This window comes from Rhodococcus sp. C1, assembly GCF_020809065.1.
Taxonomy (GTDB): domain Bacteria; phylum Actinomycetota; class Actinomycetes; order Mycobacteriales; family Mycobacteriaceae; genus Rhodococcus_F; species Rhodococcus_F qingshengii.
This window is the reverse complement of sequence record NZ_CP078080.1, coordinates 670224-689909: the sequence shown is the minus strand read 5'-3', so window position 1 is coordinate 689909 and position 19686 is coordinate 670224. Positions and strand designations below refer to the sequence as shown.

Annotated in this window: 17 protein-coding genes and 1 pseudogene; 13 read left to right on the top strand and 5 right to left on the bottom strand. The window is 60.9% G+C overall.

Annotated elements, in window-relative coordinates; genetic code table 11:
• Positions 1 to 178: 178 nt before the first annotated feature.
• The 8 genes from KTR60_RS03140 to KTR60_RS03105 all read left to right on the top strand — a co-directional run bounded on the left by KTR60_RS03140 (position 179) and on the right by KTR60_RS03105 (position 9165).
• Positions 179 to 1051, top strand: coding sequence for an ABC transporter permease (locus KTR60_RS03140; protein WP_228401821.1), 873 nt, complete (start codon positions 179 to 181; stop codon positions 1049 to 1051).
• Positions 1052 to 1070: 19 nt separating this feature from the next.
• Entirely contained in the window at positions 1071 to 1868 is a 798-nt protein-coding gene (locus tag KTR60_RS03135) for an ABC transporter ATP-binding protein (RefSeq protein WP_228401820.1), read from the top strand.
• A gap of 37 nt (positions 1869 to 1905) precedes the next feature.
• Positions 1906 to 2880, top strand: a complete 975-nt coding sequence (locus KTR60_RS03130) for an ABC transporter substrate-binding protein (protein WP_228401818.1) — start codon at positions 1906 to 1908, stop codon at positions 2878 to 2880.
• Positions 2881 to 2944: 64 nt separating this feature from the next.
• The gene (locus KTR60_RS03125; protein WP_228401816.1) at positions 2945 to 3982 is read left to right on the top strand and encodes a LysR family transcriptional regulator; all 1038 of its coding nucleotides are present in this window, start codon (positions 2945 to 2947) and stop codon (positions 3980 to 3982) included.
• A 121-nt stretch (positions 3983 to 4103) separates the two neighbouring features.
• Entirely contained in the window at positions 4104 to 4913 is an 810-nt protein-coding gene (locus tag KTR60_RS03120) for an enoyl-CoA hydratase-related protein (RefSeq protein ID WP_228401815.1), read from the top strand.
• 41 nt (positions 4914 to 4954) lie between these two features.
• Positions 4955 to 6103 (top strand): acyl-CoA dehydrogenase family protein, encoded by a 1149-nt coding sequence (locus tag KTR60_RS03115; RefSeq protein ID WP_228401813.1) that lies wholly within the window; start codon positions 4955 to 4957, stop codon positions 6101 to 6103.
• An 862-nt stretch (positions 6104 to 6965) separates the two neighbouring features.
• A complete protein-coding gene (locus KTR60_RS03110) occupies positions 6966 to 8771 on the top strand; it encodes an alkyl/aryl-sulfatase (RefSeq protein ID WP_228401812.1) in 1806 nt (601 codons plus the stop codon).
• A gap of 163 nt (positions 8772 to 8934) precedes the next feature.
• A complete protein-coding gene (locus tag KTR60_RS03105) occupies positions 8935 to 9165 on the top strand; it encodes a hypothetical protein (RefSeq protein WP_228401810.1) in 231 nt (76 codons plus the stop codon).
• A gap of 143 nt (positions 9166 to 9308) precedes the next feature.
• Here the strand turns inward: KTR60_RS03105 and KTR60_RS03100 are convergent, their stop codons facing one another.
• Complete coding sequence (locus tag KTR60_RS03100; protein ID WP_228401808.1) at positions 9309 to 9587, bottom strand: hypothetical protein; 279 nt, start codon at positions 9585 to 9587, stop codon at positions 9309 to 9311.
• A gap of 400 nt (positions 9588 to 9987) precedes the next feature.
• On the bottom strand, positions 9988 to 10203 hold the full coding sequence (locus KTR60_RS03095; RefSeq protein WP_228401806.1) for a hypothetical protein: 216 nt from the start codon (positions 10201 to 10203) through the stop codon (positions 9988 to 9990).
• A 167-nt stretch (positions 10204 to 10370) separates the two neighbouring features.
• Here KTR60_RS03095 and KTR60_RS03090 point away from each other — a divergent pair, with 167 nt between their 5' ends.
• Positions 10371 to 11405, top strand: coding sequence for an AurF N-oxygenase family protein (locus KTR60_RS03090; protein WP_064113761.1), 1035 nt, complete (start codon positions 10371 to 10373; stop codon positions 11403 to 11405).
• Between the two features lie 328 nt (positions 11406 to 11733).
• Here the strand turns inward: KTR60_RS03090 and KTR60_RS03085 are convergent, their stop codons facing one another.
• The gene (locus KTR60_RS03085) at positions 11734 to 12528 is read right to left on the bottom strand and encodes a hypothetical protein (RefSeq protein WP_228401805.1); all 795 of its coding nucleotides are present in this window, start codon (positions 12526 to 12528) and stop codon (positions 11734 to 11736) included.
• A 1254-nt stretch (positions 12529 to 13782) separates the two neighbouring features.
• Between KTR60_RS03085 and KTR60_RS03080 the strand changes: the two genes are divergently transcribed.
• Both KTR60_RS03080 and KTR60_RS03075 read left to right on the top strand, forming a co-directional pair.
• Positions 13783 to 14331, top strand: coding sequence for an AAA family ATPase (locus tag KTR60_RS03080; protein WP_021333803.1), 549 nt, complete (start codon positions 13783 to 13785; stop codon positions 14329 to 14331).
• A 635-nt stretch (positions 14332 to 14966) separates the two neighbouring features.
• Complete coding sequence (locus tag KTR60_RS03075) at positions 14967 to 15788, top strand: HAD-IIB family hydrolase (protein ID WP_141751457.1); 822 nt, start codon at positions 14967 to 14969, stop codon at positions 15786 to 15788.
• Here the strand turns inward: KTR60_RS03075 and KTR60_RS03070 are convergent.
• A pseudogene (locus tag KTR60_RS03070) lies at positions 15788 to 15994 on the bottom strand (lipid-transfer protein); the annotation flags it as partial. The gene KTR60_RS03075 and the pseudogene KTR60_RS03070 overlap by 1 nt on opposite strands.
• A gap of 307 nt (positions 15995 to 16301) precedes the next feature.
• On the opposite strand from KTR60_RS03070, the gene KTR60_RS03065 reads away from it, so the two are divergent.
• Positions 16302 to 17528, top strand: a complete 1227-nt coding sequence (locus KTR60_RS03065; RefSeq protein ID WP_228401802.1) for an MFS transporter — start codon at positions 16302 to 16304, stop codon at positions 17526 to 17528.
• Positions 17529 to 17633: 105 nt separating this feature from the next.
• Entirely contained in the window at positions 17634 to 18131 is a 498-nt protein-coding gene (locus tag KTR60_RS03060; protein ID WP_323374421.1) for a DUF6301 family protein, read from the top strand.
• A gap of 376 nt (positions 18132 to 18507) precedes the next feature.
• Here KTR60_RS03060 and KTR60_RS03055 read toward each other — a convergent pair whose 3' ends face one another.
• Entirely contained in the window at positions 18508 to 19638 is a 1131-nt protein-coding gene (locus KTR60_RS03055; protein WP_228401800.1) for a lipase family protein, read from the bottom strand.
• Between the last annotated feature and the right edge of the window lie 48 nt (positions 19639 to 19686).

The window sequence follows — 19686 nt, the reverse complement described above, 5'->3', positions numbered from 1 at the left end:
AAGTAACAAAGTGAACGACTTTGTCATATTTCGAGACTCATCTATTGGTGCCAAAACGCCTTTATGCACTGTTGACATGTGCAAAGCTAGGATGCAAAGTTATCAACTGCTCGGGTCTAGCACGATTTCGAGCTCTGGCGCCGCGGAGCAGAGGCCCGCCGCAACTAAGGAGTCCGTCATGTCGCAAATCACTGCCGACGAGCAGTCGATGCATCGCAAGGACGACGTGCCACCCGGCACACCCGTCCGCCCGCTGGCGAAAGTCCGCCGACCCCGAAACGCACGAAAATCGACGCTGCTGATCCGCGTTGCTCAACTCGCGCTCGTCGTCGTCTGGCTCGGCGCATGGGACCTGACCGCGCGCTACCAGTTGATCACTCCGATTTTGGCCAAGTCGCCGAGGCAGTCATGGGACTACTTCGTCGGGGCCGTCAAGAACGGGGAGCTCTGGTCCAACGGCCAGGCCACGATGCTCGCCGTCGTCATAGCCTGGGTCCTGGCCAGCATCGTCGGCGTCGTCGCAGGTATCACACTAGGCCTACTGCCGACCTTCGAGCGCATTCTCGCTCCGTTCCTCGACGCAGCCAACGCAATGCCGCGTATCGCCCTCGCGCCCTTCTTCATCGTCGCGTTCGGCATCGGCACCGAAGCCAAAGTCGCACTGGCCAGCACACTCGTGTTCTTCATCGTGTTGTCAGCGTCGCGAGCCGGTGTCCGGTCGGCCGACTCCGAATGGTTACGCCTGTCTGCGGTACTAGGTGCGAAAAAACACCACCTGTTCTGGAAAATCATGCTGCCGGTGGCCACTCCTGCGATCATCGCCTCACTCCGACTCGGGCTGATCTACGCACTGCTCGGCGTCGTCGGATCCGAACTGATCGCGGCCGAAAACGGCCTCGGCCAACTGATCGCCAAGTACTCGTCCCTGTTCCAACTCGAGGCGGTCTACGCAATCTTGATCTTGCTCGCCGTCATCGCCGTCACCCTGAACCAACTCATGGGATCCATCGAGAGGCGACTCCTCCGCTGGCAACCCCCCGCCGACCACTGATCCAGAAGAGATGACTGCCATGAACAGCACCACCGTCAGTACCGGCACTGAGAACATCAACCGCAGCGCCACGATGATCCGGCTGCACCAAGCACGAGTCACCTTCGACAAGCCCGAAGGCGGAACCCACACAGTCCTGCACGACATCGACCTCGACATCGCAGCCGGTCAGTTCGTTGCGTTGGTCGGACGCAGCGGCTGCGGCAAAACCACTCTGCTCAACATGATCGCTGCCCTGGTCGAACCGTCGTCCGGCTCGATCCAGGTCCACGGCACCAGCCCCCGAGAAGCCCGCCCTCACCTGGGCTTCATGCTCGCCCGAGACGCGCTGCTCCCATGGCGATCCGCCCAGGGCAATGTCGAATACGGGCTCGAACTGCGCGGAATTGACCGCGCTACCCGGCGCAAGGTCGCACATGACTGGCTGGGCCGCGTACACCTCGGCGGCTCCGAACGGCTGTGGCCATGGCAGCTGTCCCAGGGCATGCGTCAGCGCGTCGCGCTTGCCCGCACGTGGGCTCTCGATCCTGACGTCCTGCTGATGGACGAACCCTTCGCAGCCCTCGACGCTCGCACTCGAATCTCGGTCCAGCAACAGTTTCTCGAATTGTGGCAGTCCGGACCGCAACGCACAGTCGTCTTCGTCACTCATGACCTCGGTGAAGCGATCACACTCGCGGACCGAGTCGTCCTCCTGGGCGAGGGCAAGATCCTCGACGATGTCGAAGTCGGTATCGAACGGCCCCGCGATCTGGAGAGCGTGGCTGCCCACCCGCGCTACCAAGAACTTTACGAGCGCTTCCGGGCATCTCTTTAACATCTCTCTTCCTTATGATCCAGGAGATCCAGACACCATGAAAACCAAGATCCTCTCTCTTTGCGGAGCCCTTGCACTGCTCGCCGGGGCCGCGGCTTGCGGCTCGTCCGAGGCCGGCAGCAACGATCCCAACAAGATCAATGTCGGTTCGTTCCCCGGCACTATCTACACCTATCCGCTCGGCGTCGCCGAGACCAAGGGCTTCTTCACCGACGAAGGCTTGGACGTCACGCTGATCGACGGCAAGTCCGGCCCCGAAATTCTGTCGGCGATGATCGGCGGCAGCACCCAGGTCACCTTCGGTCAGCCAGGCGTCATCGTCCCCGCCGGTGCCCAGGGGCAGGAACTTAAAGTACTGGGCCCCTACTCACGCGGCCGAGTCGTGATGGTGGCGACCGAGGAATCCGGCATCACTACTCTCGACCAGCTCCCGGGCAAGAGGTTCGCGGTCCCACAGCGCGGTGACTCCAACGAACAGCGAACTCTCAGTGTTCTCGAGGAGTACGGCATCGACGGCACGGCGATCACCTTCATCGGCACCGGATCCCCCGCAACAACAGCTGCCGCGATCGCCAACGGCCAAGCGGACGCAAGTGTTCTGGGCCTGACGACGTACGAGTCGCTACTCGCCAAGGGCACCAAGCTTCGCATCATCGCCGGCTCCACCGAAGGCACCATGGGTGAACGCGGCAAGAACGACGTGACCGGCATGTTCGCCACCACGAAGCAATTCTGGGACACGAATCCAGACGCGATCGGCAAGTTCTGCCGTGCCATGAAATCCTCGATCGAGTGGATCGCAGACGACGCCAACTCCGACGAAGCCACCAGAATCCTCGTTGCCTGGACCGGCTTGTCCGAGGACACAGCCCGCGGGGTTTGGGAGAGTGAGCGCGACACTTTCACCATGGACCTGAGCGAGCAACTTTGGAACGCCAATGTCTCGTATGTCGATCCGAAGATCGATCCGAAGTACAACGACATCGTCACCAACGGATGCCCCTCAAGCTAGCCACCCCGAACCGGTGGATTGTCCCGACTGGGACGAGCGCGTTCGGAGTCGCTACGTTGCCAGCATGGACGTGCGGCAATTGGAATACTTTCTTGCGGTGGTCGACAACGGCGGCATAAACCGTGCCGCATTAGCGCTCCATGTCGCTCAGCCGTCGTTGTCCCAATCGATTCGCAAGCTCGAGAGTGAACTGAAAACGGAGTTGTTTCACCGCGTCGGTCGGGGTCTCGTACTCGCCCCGGCCGGCGAGGCGTTGGTCGGCCCGGCGCGCAGGGTGCTGCGCGAAATGGACGCGGCACAAGTCGCTGTTCGCGAAGTACGGGCACTCGCGCGAGGCCGCATCGACATCGCGGCTCTCTCCGACATGTCCACCGATCCACTGTCGGTGTGGGTCGCGCGTTTTCGAGTGAAGTACCCCAACATTCGTATGCGCGTCGAGGAACGTGACGACCTCGCCGGGGTGCTCGAGCTGGTGGAGTCCGGCGCCTGCGAGCTCGGCGTGACGATGCTGCCGCTTCCCCGCGGGGCATTTGCGAGCACAGATGTCGTCCGTCAGCGATTCGTCCTCGTACTGCCGCCAGGTACAGGAGACGATCTGCCCGACCCCGTCCCACTCGAGATGCTCGACCGCATCCCATTGGTCATGGGAGGACGCAACACCGCCAATCGGGATTACGTCGAAAAAATGCTTCGCGGCAGCGGCGTCGAACCGTATGTTGCCGTCGAGGTCCCCCAGCGCGGCGCAGTCGTTCCGATCGTTCTCTCCGGCGGCGGTGCGGCGATCGTCTCGATGCGCGTCGCAGTGGAGGCGAAGCAGCGCGGTGCAGTGGTCAGAGATCTGACCCCGTCTCTTTGCCGCGACATAGGGTTCGTGCACCGCATCGGTCGACTCACTGAAACTGCTACGGCATTTCTGGACTACTCGAACCTCCTGGTCGGACAGTGGGAGAGAGCTGTGGACCAGCAAATGGCACAAGGACATTCACGGATAGACGCAACCTCGAAGATCGTCGCAGCAATGGAGCGACGCAATGTGTCGGCATTTCGAGACGAATCCCCAGTTGAGCAGGTTCCCGACGATCTCCTGCCCACCGACCTATAGGCAATTGCAGTCAATGCAGCCCGAATCGTGTCTTTGACGCCGTCGATACCTCGTCGTTTGATGTGATGAGTGCCGTTGAAAACAAAGATCTTCGGTGACTCACGATCATGAAAGGCCATCGATGGCAAATAGGGGTCCCCGCTCAACAGTCTCATGTTCGATCGAGACCGGAATCGCGACAGTCACACTCAGCAATCCTGGACGTCGAAACGCACTCTCACTGCGAATGTTCGGCGAATTATCGGAGACATTGGGTGAGTTGGAAAAATCCGTCGATGTTCGCGTCGTAGTTTTCACCGGCGAGGGCTCTGCGTTCTGCGTCGGCGCCGATCTAGCCGCTGAGCCCCGATCGCGTTCCCTGCAAGGTGATTCCGTAGAAGGGGATACCTCACGGTTGCGCGCCTCCACACGCGTTGCGGAGCAGTTGTACGAGTTTCCGCGCCCGACGATCGCGGCGATCAACGGTCCGTGCGCCGGTGCCGGCCTATCCCTGGCCGCCGCCGCCGACTTCCGCGTCGCCTCCGATGCTGCGGTCTTCAATACCGCTTTCCTTTCTGCGGGATTGTCCGGCGATCTCTGCGGTATCTGGTTTCTGACCCGAATGCTCGGTGGTGCACGAACGCGCGAGCTCTTCTTGACACCGTCCAAGTTGGATGCGCAATCCGCCTTCAGACTGGGATTGGTGAACTCGATCGTATCCTCCGACCAACTTGACGCAGCAGTACGGCAGCTCGCGGATCGGCTGGCTGGATCTGCTCCGATCGCGCTCCGAGAGATGAAGCAGAATCTCATTGCGGCCCAGACGATGTCATTGGGCGACTACGCGGCTACCGAGGTGGCCGCAATGGTCCGTTCGTTTCACACCGAGGACGCACGTGAAGCGGCATCCGCATTCCTCGAGAAACGTGCTCCCACCTTCAAGGGTCGATAAATCACCACGCTGACCACTTACGCACACGTTCAGGAGAATTCATGTTCAGAGATGTCTACACTGCCGACCACGATGCATTCCGCGAGACGGTCAGACAGTTCATCGGCAAAGAGATCGTTCCCCATATTCCCGAGTGGGAAACCGCCGGAGTGGTGCCACGGGAGTTGTATCGCAAGACAGCGGAATTGGGCATCAACGGACTGCAGATTTCGGAAGATTACGGCGGCGGGGGTGTCAAGGGATTCCGTTTCAACGCGGTAGTGCTCGAGGAAACCGGTTATGCTGCTGCAACAGTCGGTGGATTGCAGGTCCACCTCAACACCGTACTCCCCTATTTTCTCGAGTATGCGAATGACGAGCAGAAGGCGCGTTGGTTTCCGGGTTTCGCCAACGGTGATCTGGTCACTGCGATCGCGATGACCGAACCCGGAACGGGTTCGGACCTCGCTGGGATGTCAACCACTGCCGTGCGCGACGGCGACAACTACGTGCTCAACGGTGCAAAAACGTTCATCACCGGCGGAATCAATGCCGATCTCGTCATTGTCGCAGCGCGGACTGGGAAGTCGAGCGACAATCGACGAAAGGGACTGTCACTCTTGGTGGTCGAGGCCGATATGGCAGGCTTCCTACGCGGCAGAAACCTCGACAAGATGGGTCTCAAAGCCCAGGACACCGCGGAACTCATGTTCGACAACGTCCGGGTTCCGGCGGCGAACCTGCTGGGCGTAGAGGGTGACGCGTTCACCATGCTGACTGCGAACCTGCCACAGGAACGACTCACCGTTGCCATCGCCGCTCAGGCAACTGCCACCGCGGCTTTGAACTTAGCGATTGATTACGTCAAGGACCGCAAGGTTTTCGGACAGCGAGTTGCAGACTTCCAGAACACCAAGTTCGTCCTCGCCGATTGCGCGACGGACCTCGAAGCGGCGCAGGCCCTCGCCGATCGAGCGCTCGTTGCGCTCGATGACGGACGACTATCCGTTGCCGACGCAGCCAAGGTGAAGCTTTTCTGCACGGAAAATCAGGCCCGCATCATCGACAAGTGCCTGCAGTTGCACGGTGGATACGGATATATGAGTGAATATCCGATCGCCCGCCTCTACACCGACGCCAGGGTGTCCCGGATCTTCGGCGGTACCAGCGAGGTCATGCGAAGCATCATCTCGAAGTCGTTGAACCTCTGATACATACCTTGACCGATGTTCCCCGCCAAGCAGTTGTCGACGAACTGAAGGCGCGCGGTGGACGGCCGGCACCGATCTTGGACGTGGCGTCATTCACTGCCCTTCTCGGTGGCACCAACACAAGCGCTCACACGAACCGCCACACCCGGCCGCGGCTGTCCCACAAGTGAGACGAAAGAGTCCACCTCAAACATCCGACACCACCCGTTCCGCGAGACGCCCACTGCGCGAACCGTCGAGGTCCCCCGCTTCCGGAAGCGGGCGCCGGAAACACTCAACGCAGGGGAGCAGTCGGATGTGCACTCTGATCGAGTCGTACATACCCCAGGCCAGCGACCCCTACTGCCGCGACCACCGCAGGGAAATCGCCCATCGCGGTCCAGTTACACCCGACGATGCATACGCGGGAGAACACTCCTGGTCCAACAGAGCTTTCTGCGCCGATTCACGAAGAAGACCTCACCGGTCGGAGTGTCAGAGCCGTCAGCGTGAACTCCGATAGCAGACATGAGAGAGTTCTCGACCACGAGCATGCCGTTATCCGCAACGTTGTGTAGTGCCGTGCCCAGTGGTGCAGCGATCGGCCGCCCGTGTCCCAGGTGTACCGACACTGTGTACGCATGTCGACTCAAGATCGTAAGGTCACCGGCCTGATCGAGCACCGACCTCCTCTCTACCGAATCAGTCGAATCAATCCTCGTTCCATGGCAGCACCTGCTGGCGGCGCCCGTCCCAGCGTCTACCACGCACCACAAACAAGGGCCAGTTCATCCGAATCAGGTGAAGTGCATCCGGAGATAAGAACAGAAAATCGGTCGGTAGAAGTGTCGGCGAGAGTTCCCGAACCAAGGAGTTGACAGCAATGGCGTTGGACTACGACGACCGCACCGATTTCGACAACGCCGACCGTGGATTCATCGCCACGATCGACCCGATGGTGATCCGAAACGCCACCGGCGAAATCGTTTTCGATTTGTCCGGATACGGCTACCTCGACGAACAGTGCCCCGCCACAGTCAATCCGAGTTTGTTCCGACAAGCGCAACTCGTCCGGAAGAACGGCTTGTACAAAGTCACCGACGGTATCTACCAGATTCGCGGCTTCGACTTGTCGAACATGACGCTCGTCGAAGGTGACATCGGAGTCATCGTCATCGATCCGCTGATCTCCGCCGAGTGCGCAGCAGCCGGACTCGCACTCTATCGCGAGCACCGCGGCGAGCGTCCTGTAACCGGCGTGATCTACACCCATTCGCACGGTGATCACTTCGGCGGTGTTTACGGAGTTCTACCTGATGGGCGCGGGGATGTGCCGATCCTGGCTCCCGAGGGATTCATGGCCGAAGCCGTATCCGAAAATGTCTATGCGGGTAACGCGATGAACCGGCGCGGAACCTATATGTACGGCTACGCACTGCCGGTCTCGGCGGAAGGACAAGTCAGCGCGGGCCTGGGCATTCGGGGTTCCTCCGGAAGCATCGGACTGATCCCCCCGACCATAGACATCACCCACACCGGTCAGCAAGAAACTCTCGACGGCGTCCCCATCGTCTTTCAGGTAACTCCCGGCACCGAAGCACCGGCAGAGATGAACTTTCACTTCCCTCGCCACCGCGCGCTCTGCCTCGCCGAGAATGCCACGCACAACCTGCACAATGTGCTCACCCTGCGAGGCGCACAGATTCGCGACCCGCGGGCATGGTCGCAGTACATCGACGAAGCGATCGAATTGTTCTGTGCAGAAACAGATGTGGCGTTTGCATCGCACCATTGGCCGACGTGGGGAAAGGATGCAATCGACGACTTCCTCGTGGTGCAACGCGACCTGTACATGTACATGCACGATCAGACCCTGAGAATGTTGAATGCCGGCCTGACCGGACCAGAGATAGCCGAGGAATTCGAATTGCCACCGCGTCTGGCTGATTCATGGTCTGCCCAAGGATATTACGGATCCATCAATCACAACGTAAAAGCGATCTACCAGCGCTACCTGGGATGGTTCGACGGCCACCCCTCGTCTCTGTGGCAGCACCCCCCTCGCGCACAAGCCTCTCGCTACGTCGAAGCATTCGGCGGCATCGACGTAGTGCTCACCAAGGGAAAACAGTATGCAGAGAAAGGCGATCTGCGGTTCGCAGCGGAGTTACTCAAACACGCAGTGTTCGCAGACCCGGACAACGCCGATGCCGCAGGAGTCCTGGCCGACGTCTTCACCAGACTTGGTTACGGTTCGGAGAACGCCACATGGCGTGGTTTCTATCTGACCGGCGCCAAGGAGCTGCGATCCGGTATCGCACCGACACCGGTGAGTACCAGCACCGGGATGGCGGATGCTCTCTCAGTCGAGCAACTCTTCGACACCATCGCGATCCGCGTGAACGGCCCCCGTGCAAGGCACGATTCATTCCGCATCGACTGGGATTTCACGGATCTCGAGCACACTCTACGGCTCTCCCTCTCGAACGGTGCGCTCATTCGAACGAAGAATCCGCGTACTCTGGCGAAGGTCGATCTCACGATTACCCTCACTAAACCGCAACTTCTCGGCGTGCTCGCAGGAAATGGTCTCGAAGGGTTGCAACACACCGGGGACCCCAACGTGCTGACACGTTTGTTCGACATCCTCGACACTCCCGACCCCACCTTCCCGATCGTGACTCCCTGAACGGAAAGCGGTAATCGCAGATCTATGTTGCGTGTGTTGCCGAAGTCAGCAACATAGGTGGGGCATCGGCCCGAGTGGACGGCCCATATGGTGTCGAAAGATCGGCACCCGGACAAACGATTCCCGACTGCTCCGGAGGGGGCAGGCGGGTGCGCCAGGATTTGTGTTTGAACGCCCAGATCCAGTGTCCGGTCATCCAGATTGCGAAGTCCTCGGCGCGGATGGCGTAGGCGTCTACCTCGCAGTCCGTTCAGCGTTGGGCAATCCCGGCCACACCACATCCGCACGTATTGATCAGCTGGTGGACGAGACCGCCAACCATCGCGGCGAGGTTACGTTCACGGTCAACAATCCTGCGATCCGGACGAGCACCGTCGACATCAAGCAGTGGTGACCCAGGACGATCTTCACTCATAGGGCCGGTGAGCAAAGTGCTCGCCGGCCCTTTTTCCGTGCATTCAGCAGCTGCCAGGCCCAGGTCGCTGGCATTTCGGTGACAGCGATCCGCTGTTTCGGTGACAGCGATCCGCGACTGCGCTAGCGAGGTGGCAGAAGTTGATCCAGAAGAACCTTGGCACCGGTAAGCGACAACGCCCGATTAGCCCGACGCAACTCACGTAATGCGGCCAACGGTTGCTCCGAAGCAGAGATTCCCTCCGACTCCAGTACGTCTACAGCCCAACGCGTTCCGGTTTGGACCGCTTCATGCTCGGTGCCGCCGAAGACGTCTGTCAGATTCTTTCTGCCGCCCACAGGACGGCGCGCCGCGACAGCAACACCCACCGCTAAAGCCAATGCCGTATAGAGCGCGATCACACCATGAAGGCTATCGCCTATCTTCCGGCCGCGCCTGACGCAAACTCCGCTCTTGCAGGCTCGGCGCTGAACAAGTCTCAACCGACCGACGGCACTTCGGTGATGGCGTCGGCGGTCACGAGCATGTCGATCTCGACGCTGTTGGTTCCGCCGGCATCGGTGACGCGCACAGTTACCCCTGCCAGAGCCATTGGTCGTCGTACATTTTCGCCCAGAATTTCAATTCAGATAGCGACCTCCACTGAAACCGGTTGTTACACAGTCACTTAAGGAAAAGAATTGACTTAACTTGAAGTTGCCGGTGAGATATTTCGACTGTCACCAGTCGCCATCCCGGCAACAACCACGGGCTATCGGATCCCCGTCGCACAACGAAAGAGGTGCGGGCCGATCCACATGATCAACTGTCTGCGCCTGCTCGGATGTCGTCGCGGTGCAGGGACACACGTTCGACGAGGTGAGCTCCGACCCGACCACGCGGGGACACCGACCACGACGAGATCGCGAGAACTTCGTCCTGGGCCCATCCCACCGTAGAGGTGGGCGGATGCACACAACGGCCCAACGTGCCACCGTCGGCTACGTCCAGCACCCTCGTCTCGACAGCAGGACCCACACCACCATCAAATGCCGAGAGCTGCGTGCATGGTGCGATATTGAGCGTCCTTTTCGCCCTTCCGGACTTACCCGTGGACGTGCAGACTCATACAGTTACTGTGGACGCGTAGTCACACTTAGTTTACTGTGGGCACGTCTGAGATAGATGCCACAAAGGAGCCCGAAATGCAGTTCCTAACACCTCGTCGCACGCGGCGTAACGCGCCATCTGTCCGGTTAACTCCGGGGCGCAATACCGTCAACGAACATCGCGATTACCACGACACTCTGCGCACACTGTCCGAGGCATCCTCGACAGGGCTCCACTTCGAGGCGTTCAAAGACATCGCCTGGAATTCGCCCGAGTTCGCCGCCCCCGCGGACGACCCAAGATGGACACTCCCCGCGGTCGACCCCTTGTCCCACACCGACTGGTACCGCGCGCTCTCACCCCAGGAACAACGGCGGGTTGCCCGGATTCGGCTCGCATCTATAACAAAGACCGGCTCCCAGTTCGAGCAACTGCTCCTTCTCGGCGGTACCCAGTTCTTGATGGGCCTGGCGAACGAGAACCCCGAATTCCGCTACTTCATGCACGAACTCACCGAAGAGACGCACCACATCCAGATGTTTCAGGAGTTCACCAACCGGGTGGCTCCGGAGGTCCACGGTGCCCCAACGTGGCTTGTCAAGGCCTTCCCCCTGGTCGGTTCGCTGGGATCGCTGTGGCCCAGTTTCTTCTTTCAGATCATCCTCGCTGGAGAGGAGCCGATCGACCACATCCAGAAGAGCATCATGCGCGGCGGTGGCATTCACCCGCTCACCGACCGCATCATGCAGATCCATCTCGCCGAGGAAGCACGTCACATCGGGTTCGCCCATGCATGGTTGCGCCATCACGCTCCGCGCATGAGCCGATTCAACCGCCTCGCACTCGGCCTCACCACGCCTGTAGTCATGCGCATAGGGTTTTGGTCCATCGTCGTCCCGAGCCGGCAGGACGCGACGTTGCTGGGTATCCCCCGCAATGTTCTGCGCGAGACCTATTCGATGCGCAACCCCGATTTCCGGCGACTCCTTGCAGAGTCCTGCGCAGACGTCCGGAGCCTCGCCGACGCCAACGGAATGCGCACCCGGCTCACCCTCTGGTCCTGGCGGCTTACCGGAACCGACGGCCGGCTCTCGCGTTACCGCAACGAGCCGTCGAGGGCCGCGGCTTGACGATCTGCAACCCGCGACGCAGCTGCCCCTCTCCCACTTCGACAGACAGCTGCGTTACCCACTCACCGCGGTCGAGGCAATGGCGCACAGATATCAGCGCGCCAACCACAGGCCCACACCCGAATCGCCCCATCGAATTGTAGGAAGCACATCCATCGAGGCCGAACCGGCGACATCAGTGCCGGCGAAGACGCAACATTTCCAATGACATAGCGAATTCACTTTTGCTACTGCAGGTTTCGGTACAACGTACTGCGAGCGACGTTCAGCACTTCCGCGATTCGGTCATGGATACGCCGTCGCCCTTCATCTTGGTCCGGCAATAGAGTCACAGGCCGACCACGCCGAGCAGAGCTTCTCCTGGATCGACGACGGCAACAACGGCCGCAACGAACAGCAGCGCCATCGCAATGGTCATCACAGCACCGAGCGATCCGAGGGCGACGAACATCCGACGGTGGGCACCGTTGATCGTGTCCGACGACCTGTAGCGTCGGAAGGCGATGACGGTTCCGGTTGCGACTACAGCGATCACCACGGCGGTAGCGACAATCGCCGCCCAGTTGTAGTGCTCAACCTGTGTGAGCAACTCGAGCAGTGGCGGCCTGGAGTCTCCGCTCTGCACACCGTTCTCGATCAGAGACTGCGCTGTCTGCCCGTCCGCGTTGTCAGCGGAGAGCATCGGAAGCAGCGCGACTACGGGTGCGACCGTCGACTGGATGTTGAGCACAGCCACAAACACCGAAAACAATGACAGCACAGTCGTAGTGGCCGCCGCGACCACGCAACCTACGCCGGCCGTCAGAGATCGCCGCCACAGAGTCGCCGCGAGCAGACCCAGAACCGCGGTCAGCAGCACCGAGATGACGATCTTGATCGCGTGCCACTCGAACCAGTAGTCCACCATCTCCGCCAAGCCGGGAGGATAGGTGCGGACTCCGCTACCCCAGTAGTCGACCAAGCCGCGGCCGAGCAGCACACTAATGACGGATTGATCTTGGAACTGCGGATAGCGTCCGCGTAACAACGCGGCCGGGCCCAAAACGAACGCGGCCACCAATGCCGCTCCGGCGCATGACAACGCAACGATCGACCAGCGGCTTCGGTTGACGGACGTGCTCATTGACGACTCCCTTCCGGGAGAGAGTCAATCAGCAGGTACTCGACTGCACATCCATCTGCAGTACTACATCTGACGAGCGAGGTACCAGCTCAGGATTCGATACTCGATCGCCGGCCGCGCCGGACTCTGGCAATCGTCACCGTGGCCAGGATCAACCCTGCAACCGTGATGAAGTCGGATTCGGTCACCCCGCGCGAAGGCCACGCTTTCGGCCGCCGCCATCGAGGGTAGGACCGCCTTGGTGCTGGCCGTGCTTAGTGGACAATGCGAACATGACGACCTGCGCTCCTGCTCAAACCGTGCACTTTCATCAGAAGCATTACACGGCAGTGGTTTCTGGCGCGAAAGTTTCCACCGTCCGCTGGCGCGAAGACATTCACGAAGGGCCGGCAATTTTCATCTTCGATAAATCACCCGACCGCCCGCCCCCTTTCAGGACAGGTCACCGCTGTAGAAACGTACGATCTCGCTCATCTGTCGCCGCTAGCAGCCCGCCAGCCACCCGGCACCGACATGACGAATTTCGCAAGACAACTCCGGGTCAACTACTACCCCGAGATGCCTGAAGACGCTGTTGTTCAGGTGGTCGTCATAGCCACCGGTCACCACGGGGATTCGTCACTGCCCCCGACGTAGTGCAACCGAACTCAGCCATCGAAAACGTCTGTTGTACTTCCGTGTGCGTCGAGGTCTGCACTGCCGGCGCCGATCAGGTAGTTGCGGCCAATTCTGGCTGGGTTGATCGGTCCAGGCGCGCTGGCACTCGTCCGGGGTCAGCGTTGTCGTGGATCCTCTGCGACAGGGCCGCCTTCGTTTTCCCACCGATCCAGTGCGCGTTTTTCCTGCTTGGCGGCGGTGTCTTTGCGTGATCCGAGTGATTTTACGGACTTGAGTAGTTCTGTGAGTCGGCCCATGACCGGACCATACTCGACTTTCCGGCGAAGCTGACCCAGGGTTGGACGTATCTCCATCTGAGATGCCATAGGAGACTTCGACGGCGTCGACAACCACGAAACCTCCGCCCCACCCTGCTTGCACTACCCGCACGAGAACGCACGATCCGGGTGCAGGGCGGCGAATTGCCAGCGGGCCAACTCGGAGTGCGATTTCGGGACCGAAATGTTCGCGGCCAAACCGCGAGCACGACGGCGGCGACGCTTCGCACGACATCGCCGCGACGTTCGGCGAGAATACTGGACCTAGGCCGGGAAAATCGGGTGCTTCAGCCGTCGAGATAGGGATAGGTTGTGGTGCGTGAGCGCACAAGTGATCATTCTGACCGGCCCACCAGGGGCAGGGAAGTCGACCCTCGCCGCGAAACTTGCCCGCGGTTACAGCAAAGGCGTTCATCTGCACACAGACGACTTCTGGCACTGCATCGTTTCGGGCGCGATACCTCCGTACGAGCCCACGTCCGATGCGCAGAACCAGACTGTCATGGATGTGATCGCCGGCGCCGCCTATACCTATGCTCGCGGCGACTTCACCACGGTGATCGACGGAATCATCGGGCCGTGGATGCTCCCCCACTTCCGAACACACGCGACACAGCACCCGAACTTGGCGGTCCACTACATCGTGCTCCGGCCGCAGCGCGACATCACGCTGAAGCGAGCCCAAGCCCGAACCGCGCCAAGCGCCTTGATCGACGAGGGGCCAATCCTCTCGATGTGGGATCAGTTCTCCGACCTCGGCGAGCTCGATGATCATGTACTGGACACGTCGGGCGACGAGGAAGAACAGAGTGCCCAACAAGTGGCAGCGGCCATTCGCGACGACCGTTTCCGACTCTTTGCACAGTAGCGGCTCAATCCGCCGGAAACCGTCTTGTTGCAGGCCATCTCGCGGGCCATACGAGGCATACCAGCCAGGGACCCTTCAACCGGAGTGGAAAGCCCTCTTTGGTTCGCCGACTGCGGTCTCGGCTTTCGCTGTCAGTCTCAGAATCGGCCGTGAACTGTTGAGACCAAGGCTGTTTCTGAGGCACCAGAGGATGAGACATGTTCCCGTATGTGACTGAGAAATGAGTGCAGACCACCAGCTAACCCTCGTCCGCCGACAGAAAACGGTTCCGGAGCGAAATCGATTTCAACAGTTGTCGAATCGACAGCGTGTCCGAGAAACCCGTCTCACCTTGTGGGGAGTTCATTAAACAGGTCTGACAATTCTGATTCGGGAATTTCATGGCCTCGGGCGGCCTCGCGTGATCCGGTGACTGCAGCTCAGGAACCACCGTCCGTCCTCGGTGGTGTCGAATCCTTCTGTGAGGGAGCGGAATGCGATGCCGCGCCCGCCGAGTGTGTGGACGGTGCCGATAACGTGGCGGACACCGCTTCTGTTTGGGCGACGAATACCGATTCGAGTATGTTGCACCCGAACCGACCTACACACGGTCTACCGATGAATTTTGTCGAGTTGACACTATCGAAGGATGACCCTTGGTTTTCGAATCCGGCCACCCGATGATGATTGCCCTCGACATTGACGGCACCCTGCACGTCGCGGAGGACACGAATCCGCTCGCGCACGAAACGATCAGCATCGCAGTGAGATCGGCTGTGCGGGCAGCTGTTCGATCCGGAGCCCACGTCGTGCTGTGCACCGGCAGACTCGCCCCCGCCACACGACCGTTCCTACTCGAGCTCGACATCATGACGGGGTTCGCGATCTGTTCCAACGGGGCCGTGCTGATCGATGCCGCAACCGGGAAAATCGCGGAGCAAGTGGTCTTCGATTTACGCACTCCCATCGCGGCACTACGCGAACAACTACCCGGCGCGATCTTCGTAGCCGAGAACCCGGGCATCGGGGTCAGAGCAACCGGCCCTGTCGACGACGCGGATATGCACCACGGCGAGGTCGAGCTGGTCGATATCGACGAACTTGCGACCACGCCGACCACCCGACTAGCGATCCACTGGCCTGGACGCAGTGGGCAGGAGCTGACCGAAATCTTGTCTACTCTCGACCTCCCCGGCATTCGAAGCCTGTGCTACGAAGACGAACCACTGGCCGACTTGACCGCAGCCGGCGTAAGCAAGGCTGCGATGCTGGAAAGGCTGCGCATCGAGCTGGGCGTCGCCGCAACACGGACCCTAGCCGTCGGTGACGGCATCAACGATCTGGAAATGCTGGACTGGGCAGCTCACGGAGTGGCCATGGGTCACGCACCCGCTTCCGTGCTTGCCGCAGCCGACCAGATCTGCCCACCAGGCACCGAGGACGGTCTTGCCACCGCATTGTCGACATGGTTCCGATAGAACATCTGGGCTGTGCGCGGCGCGTCGTGGACGCCTTGGATCTCGGTCATCAGATCGTCGAAACGGAACGTCGGCGCTGGGCGGTCGTCCCAGACCCGCTTGAGTGCGCCGGGTTTCATCTGCTCGAAGCCGACAGCCAATGCGCATTCGACGGTGCCGCTGGCGACGGCTTGGCGTGCGAGGAAAAGGGCCGAAGATCCTGTGGCGCCCTGACATCCAGCGGTGGAACATGCCTTGGACGTAATGGGTGAAGCACTCATTCTCGTACCCGTCGCGTTCTTCAGTGCGGGGTATCACGAAAATGCGTGTGGGAGAGCCTGTTTCGATCATGGTGATGCCTTCCCTCGAATCGGTAGAGTCGCCCCCCTGTCGCCATGTCGAGCACTTCTGTCAACTTCGCAATGCCAAACAACCGTCCCGGGCTCAGCACCATATCGGGCGTGCTCGACTACAGTTCCCTTCATGGGACGGACCTGCGGAGTCGGACATGTGGCGGCATCGTGAGTAGAAGCGATGAGTGAGGTTTCTCCGGCCGTCAATCGTTCATCATTTCGCCGCTTCCTCACGGCCGCGGTGATCAGTTCGGCCGGCTCGTCGGTGACAGCGGTGGCGATGCCCATTTTGGTAGTGCAGCTTCTAGACGCGACGCCCTTCGAAGTCGGTATGGTGAACGCGGCTCAGTTGATTCCTTATGCGGTGCTCGGGTTGTTCGCGGGGGTTTACGTCGATCGGTGGCGGCGCAAGCCAATCCTAGTGTGGGCCAGCGTCGGTCGAGCGGTAGCACTCGGCACTGTTCCGCTTCTGTGGCTCGCCGGCCTTCTGCACATCTGGGTCCTGGTCATCGCGTTGCTGTTGTTCGGCTCCTTCTCGGTGTTCGGCTTCGCTGCGATGCAGTCCTTGTTACCCCGGCTGGTTCCACGCAGCCAACTGGTGAAAGCAAACGCTCGACTCGACCAAGCCGACGCAGCAGCAACGACATTGGGGCCAACGGTCGGGGGCGCACTCGTAGGCCTGCTCGGCGCTCCCGTGGTGATTGCCGTCGACGCAATCAGCTATCTCGCTGATGCCGCACTCAATTACGGTCTCGACGTAGACGAGCCGCGACCCGCTTCTCGCTCCCGCAACCTGATGAACGAAGTGCGTGAGGGTCTGAGATTCACCTACCGCCACCGCACTCTCAACCCGCTCGCAATATCGACACACGTGTGGTTCCTCGCCAACGGAGCCGCGTTGACTGTGCTGTCTCTCTTCGCCCTCCGCTCACTCGGGTTCAGCGCCTACACATACGGCCTGCTTCTGACGACGTTCGGTGTCGCAAGCCTCCTCGGAGCGTCCAGTGCACATGCGATCGGCACTCGAATCGGACCAGGACGAACGGTCATCCTCTCCCGCTCGCTGTATCCCCTCACCTGGCTTCTCGTTACCTTCGCGACCGACACAATTGTTGGCCATCTCCTGCTCTTCGCAGCTCTTGGCCTGCAGGGCTTGGCGGCAGGCGCGGAGAACGCGAACGAGATGGGCTATTGGCAAGCGCTCACTCCGGATGAGCTTCTCGGGCGCGTGAATGCCGCCCGGCGTTCCGTCAACCGCACCATGGCCGCCCTCGGTGCCGTGACAGCAGGACTGTTGGTCGGCGCGATCGGCGAACGCCCCACCCTGATCGGCGTCACCATCGTGTTCGCAATCGCGGCAGGCACACTGGCGTTCTCGCCGCTGCGACACTCGGCGCGGGATCTCTGACCTCGGCGTTCAGCGCAGGTTTACCTCCGCGGCGGCCGAGTTCTCTGACAGCGTGTAATTCCTAGGAGCGTCCGTTCCAGGTGCAGGTCATGTTGACACTCGCAGATAGCATCCACGCATGCACGTCGACATCGAGGGCGCCACCCGGATCGCCCGCCTCGCCGCAGAATTCGACTGGACTGGGCCGTCGACGACCTGGAACCATTCTGCGCACAGGCTGGATGGGAGCTCGTCGAACTCAGGCATGCTGGCGGCTCGATTCGGACGAACTTTCATGTCAGCCGGCCGACGGCGAACATGTTCGGGCGGCAACATAGAATGGATTCGATCTCGATCTTAGTCACGGACGTGGCAGATGATGCTACGCCCATGACCGTGGTGCGTCCGTTGCTGGTCGAAGGATTCACGAACCTCGATGTGGCACTAACTGCACTCCTGGGGACAGCCACGAGCGCCGAACCTGAGGCAACTATCCGGTGGGATCTGCCGAAAGCGGTCATCACACTGAACCTGGGTGTCAGTGCGATCCACCTGCATCTGAAGAGTCCGGGATATCAGGCATGGGCGGATGAGCCCGAACCGGAGTACGAGGACGAGGACTAGCGATCGAGGTCATCTCCTGACCAGCTTCAGTCGAATTTTGTTGCCAGGAAGAATATTTCAGCAGAACGGCCAAAGTCGGTTCGCCTGGTCGCATCGCACTGTGGCCCCAAGCGATCCGAAACGTCGAAGTCGATCGCCTGGACGCTGTACGTGTCTAGATCCGCGGCCCCCAGGACATGCGATGTTGAGGTCTATGGTTATTGACGCGCCTCGCTCCCGATGTTCGGTGACGGTCCAACCTGCGGCGGGGGCAAGAGCCTCGACGCCATAGCTGCAACGCTCGGCTTCGGCAGATCCTCGGTCAGCCGCGCACTCCTGACGGTGCTGAGAAGATGAAAAGTGGGTCGGACAGGCTCTCACGAAACGCATGATTCACCTACGGCTGGAAGAGATTCCGGACGAAGGAGAGGCTTTCGGGGAGCGCTGCCCGCATCGTCTCGATATGACCGTTCGGATATGTGCGGAATGTAACTGGCTGGCGGTTGGCGGCGAGTTCGGCCGCGAGTTTCAAAGCCAGCGGTGCCGGCACCATCTCGTCCGTCAGCCCCTGTCCGAGGAACACTGGCCGGTCGTACCCGGTCGTCGGGATCTCCAGCATGGCGCGAGCAGCAGCCAGCACCGCGGGATCGTCGAGGGGCCGGTTCACCAGATCGCCGATCGTGACGTCGCCGAGGCCCGATGCCATGTCCTGGTAGCAGTCGGTTTCGGCTCGGGCCAGGGCATCCGTGCCGCGTGGTGTCAGGTAGCGATCGATGTCGAGATCGGGTCGCGCCGCCCGGAGTCCGGCCAAGAGGTACGAGACGAACACGGTACTGCCGGTCAGTGGCAAGCGGGGAAAGTCCGGCCCCACGAGTGGTGCAAGGTTCTCCAGATTGGACGGCGCCCCGGTCGCGACCGCGCCCCGGTAGTCCAATTCGGGTGCGTACCGTGTGGCGATCGCTGCCGTGACCATAGCGGCCTGCCCGCCCTGAGACTGTCCGAGTGCCAACCACCGCGGTGAGAGCAACGGTTCGACCGCACGCGCGGCACGCACCATGTCGATCACGCTGTGCGCCGCCGACGGTCCGTCCAGGTACGCGTGGATTCCCGGCGTGCCGAGCCCCACGTAGTCGGTCGCGACGATCGCGTAGCCCTGCGAGAGCCAGTTCGTGAGGTATGGACTGCCGACGGTCCCGGTCACGGTGGGAGCGCACTGGTCGGAAATACCTACAGTGCCGTGAGCCCACGAGATGACCGGCCAACCGCCTTCGGGTGGATCGCCGGGGGGCAGGAAGAGCGCGCCCGTACTCAAAGCGGGCCGGTCCAGCGGTCCCGTGGACCAGTACGTGAGCTTTGATGCGTTGGCGGCGCCGGGAATCCAGAAGGAGTGCGGCAGGGAAGTTGCCGCGGTCACTGTGCCCGGCGTCGTGATTGGCGCCGGTTCCTGCGCGTGGACGGGCGCGGTCGAGACGGCCGCGAAGGCGAGCGCGATCACCATCAATACTTGGCCGAGCCGTCGTCGGATCATTGCACCGCTCCCCGGATTCATCCGCGTGTACGCCGACTACCATTCTGC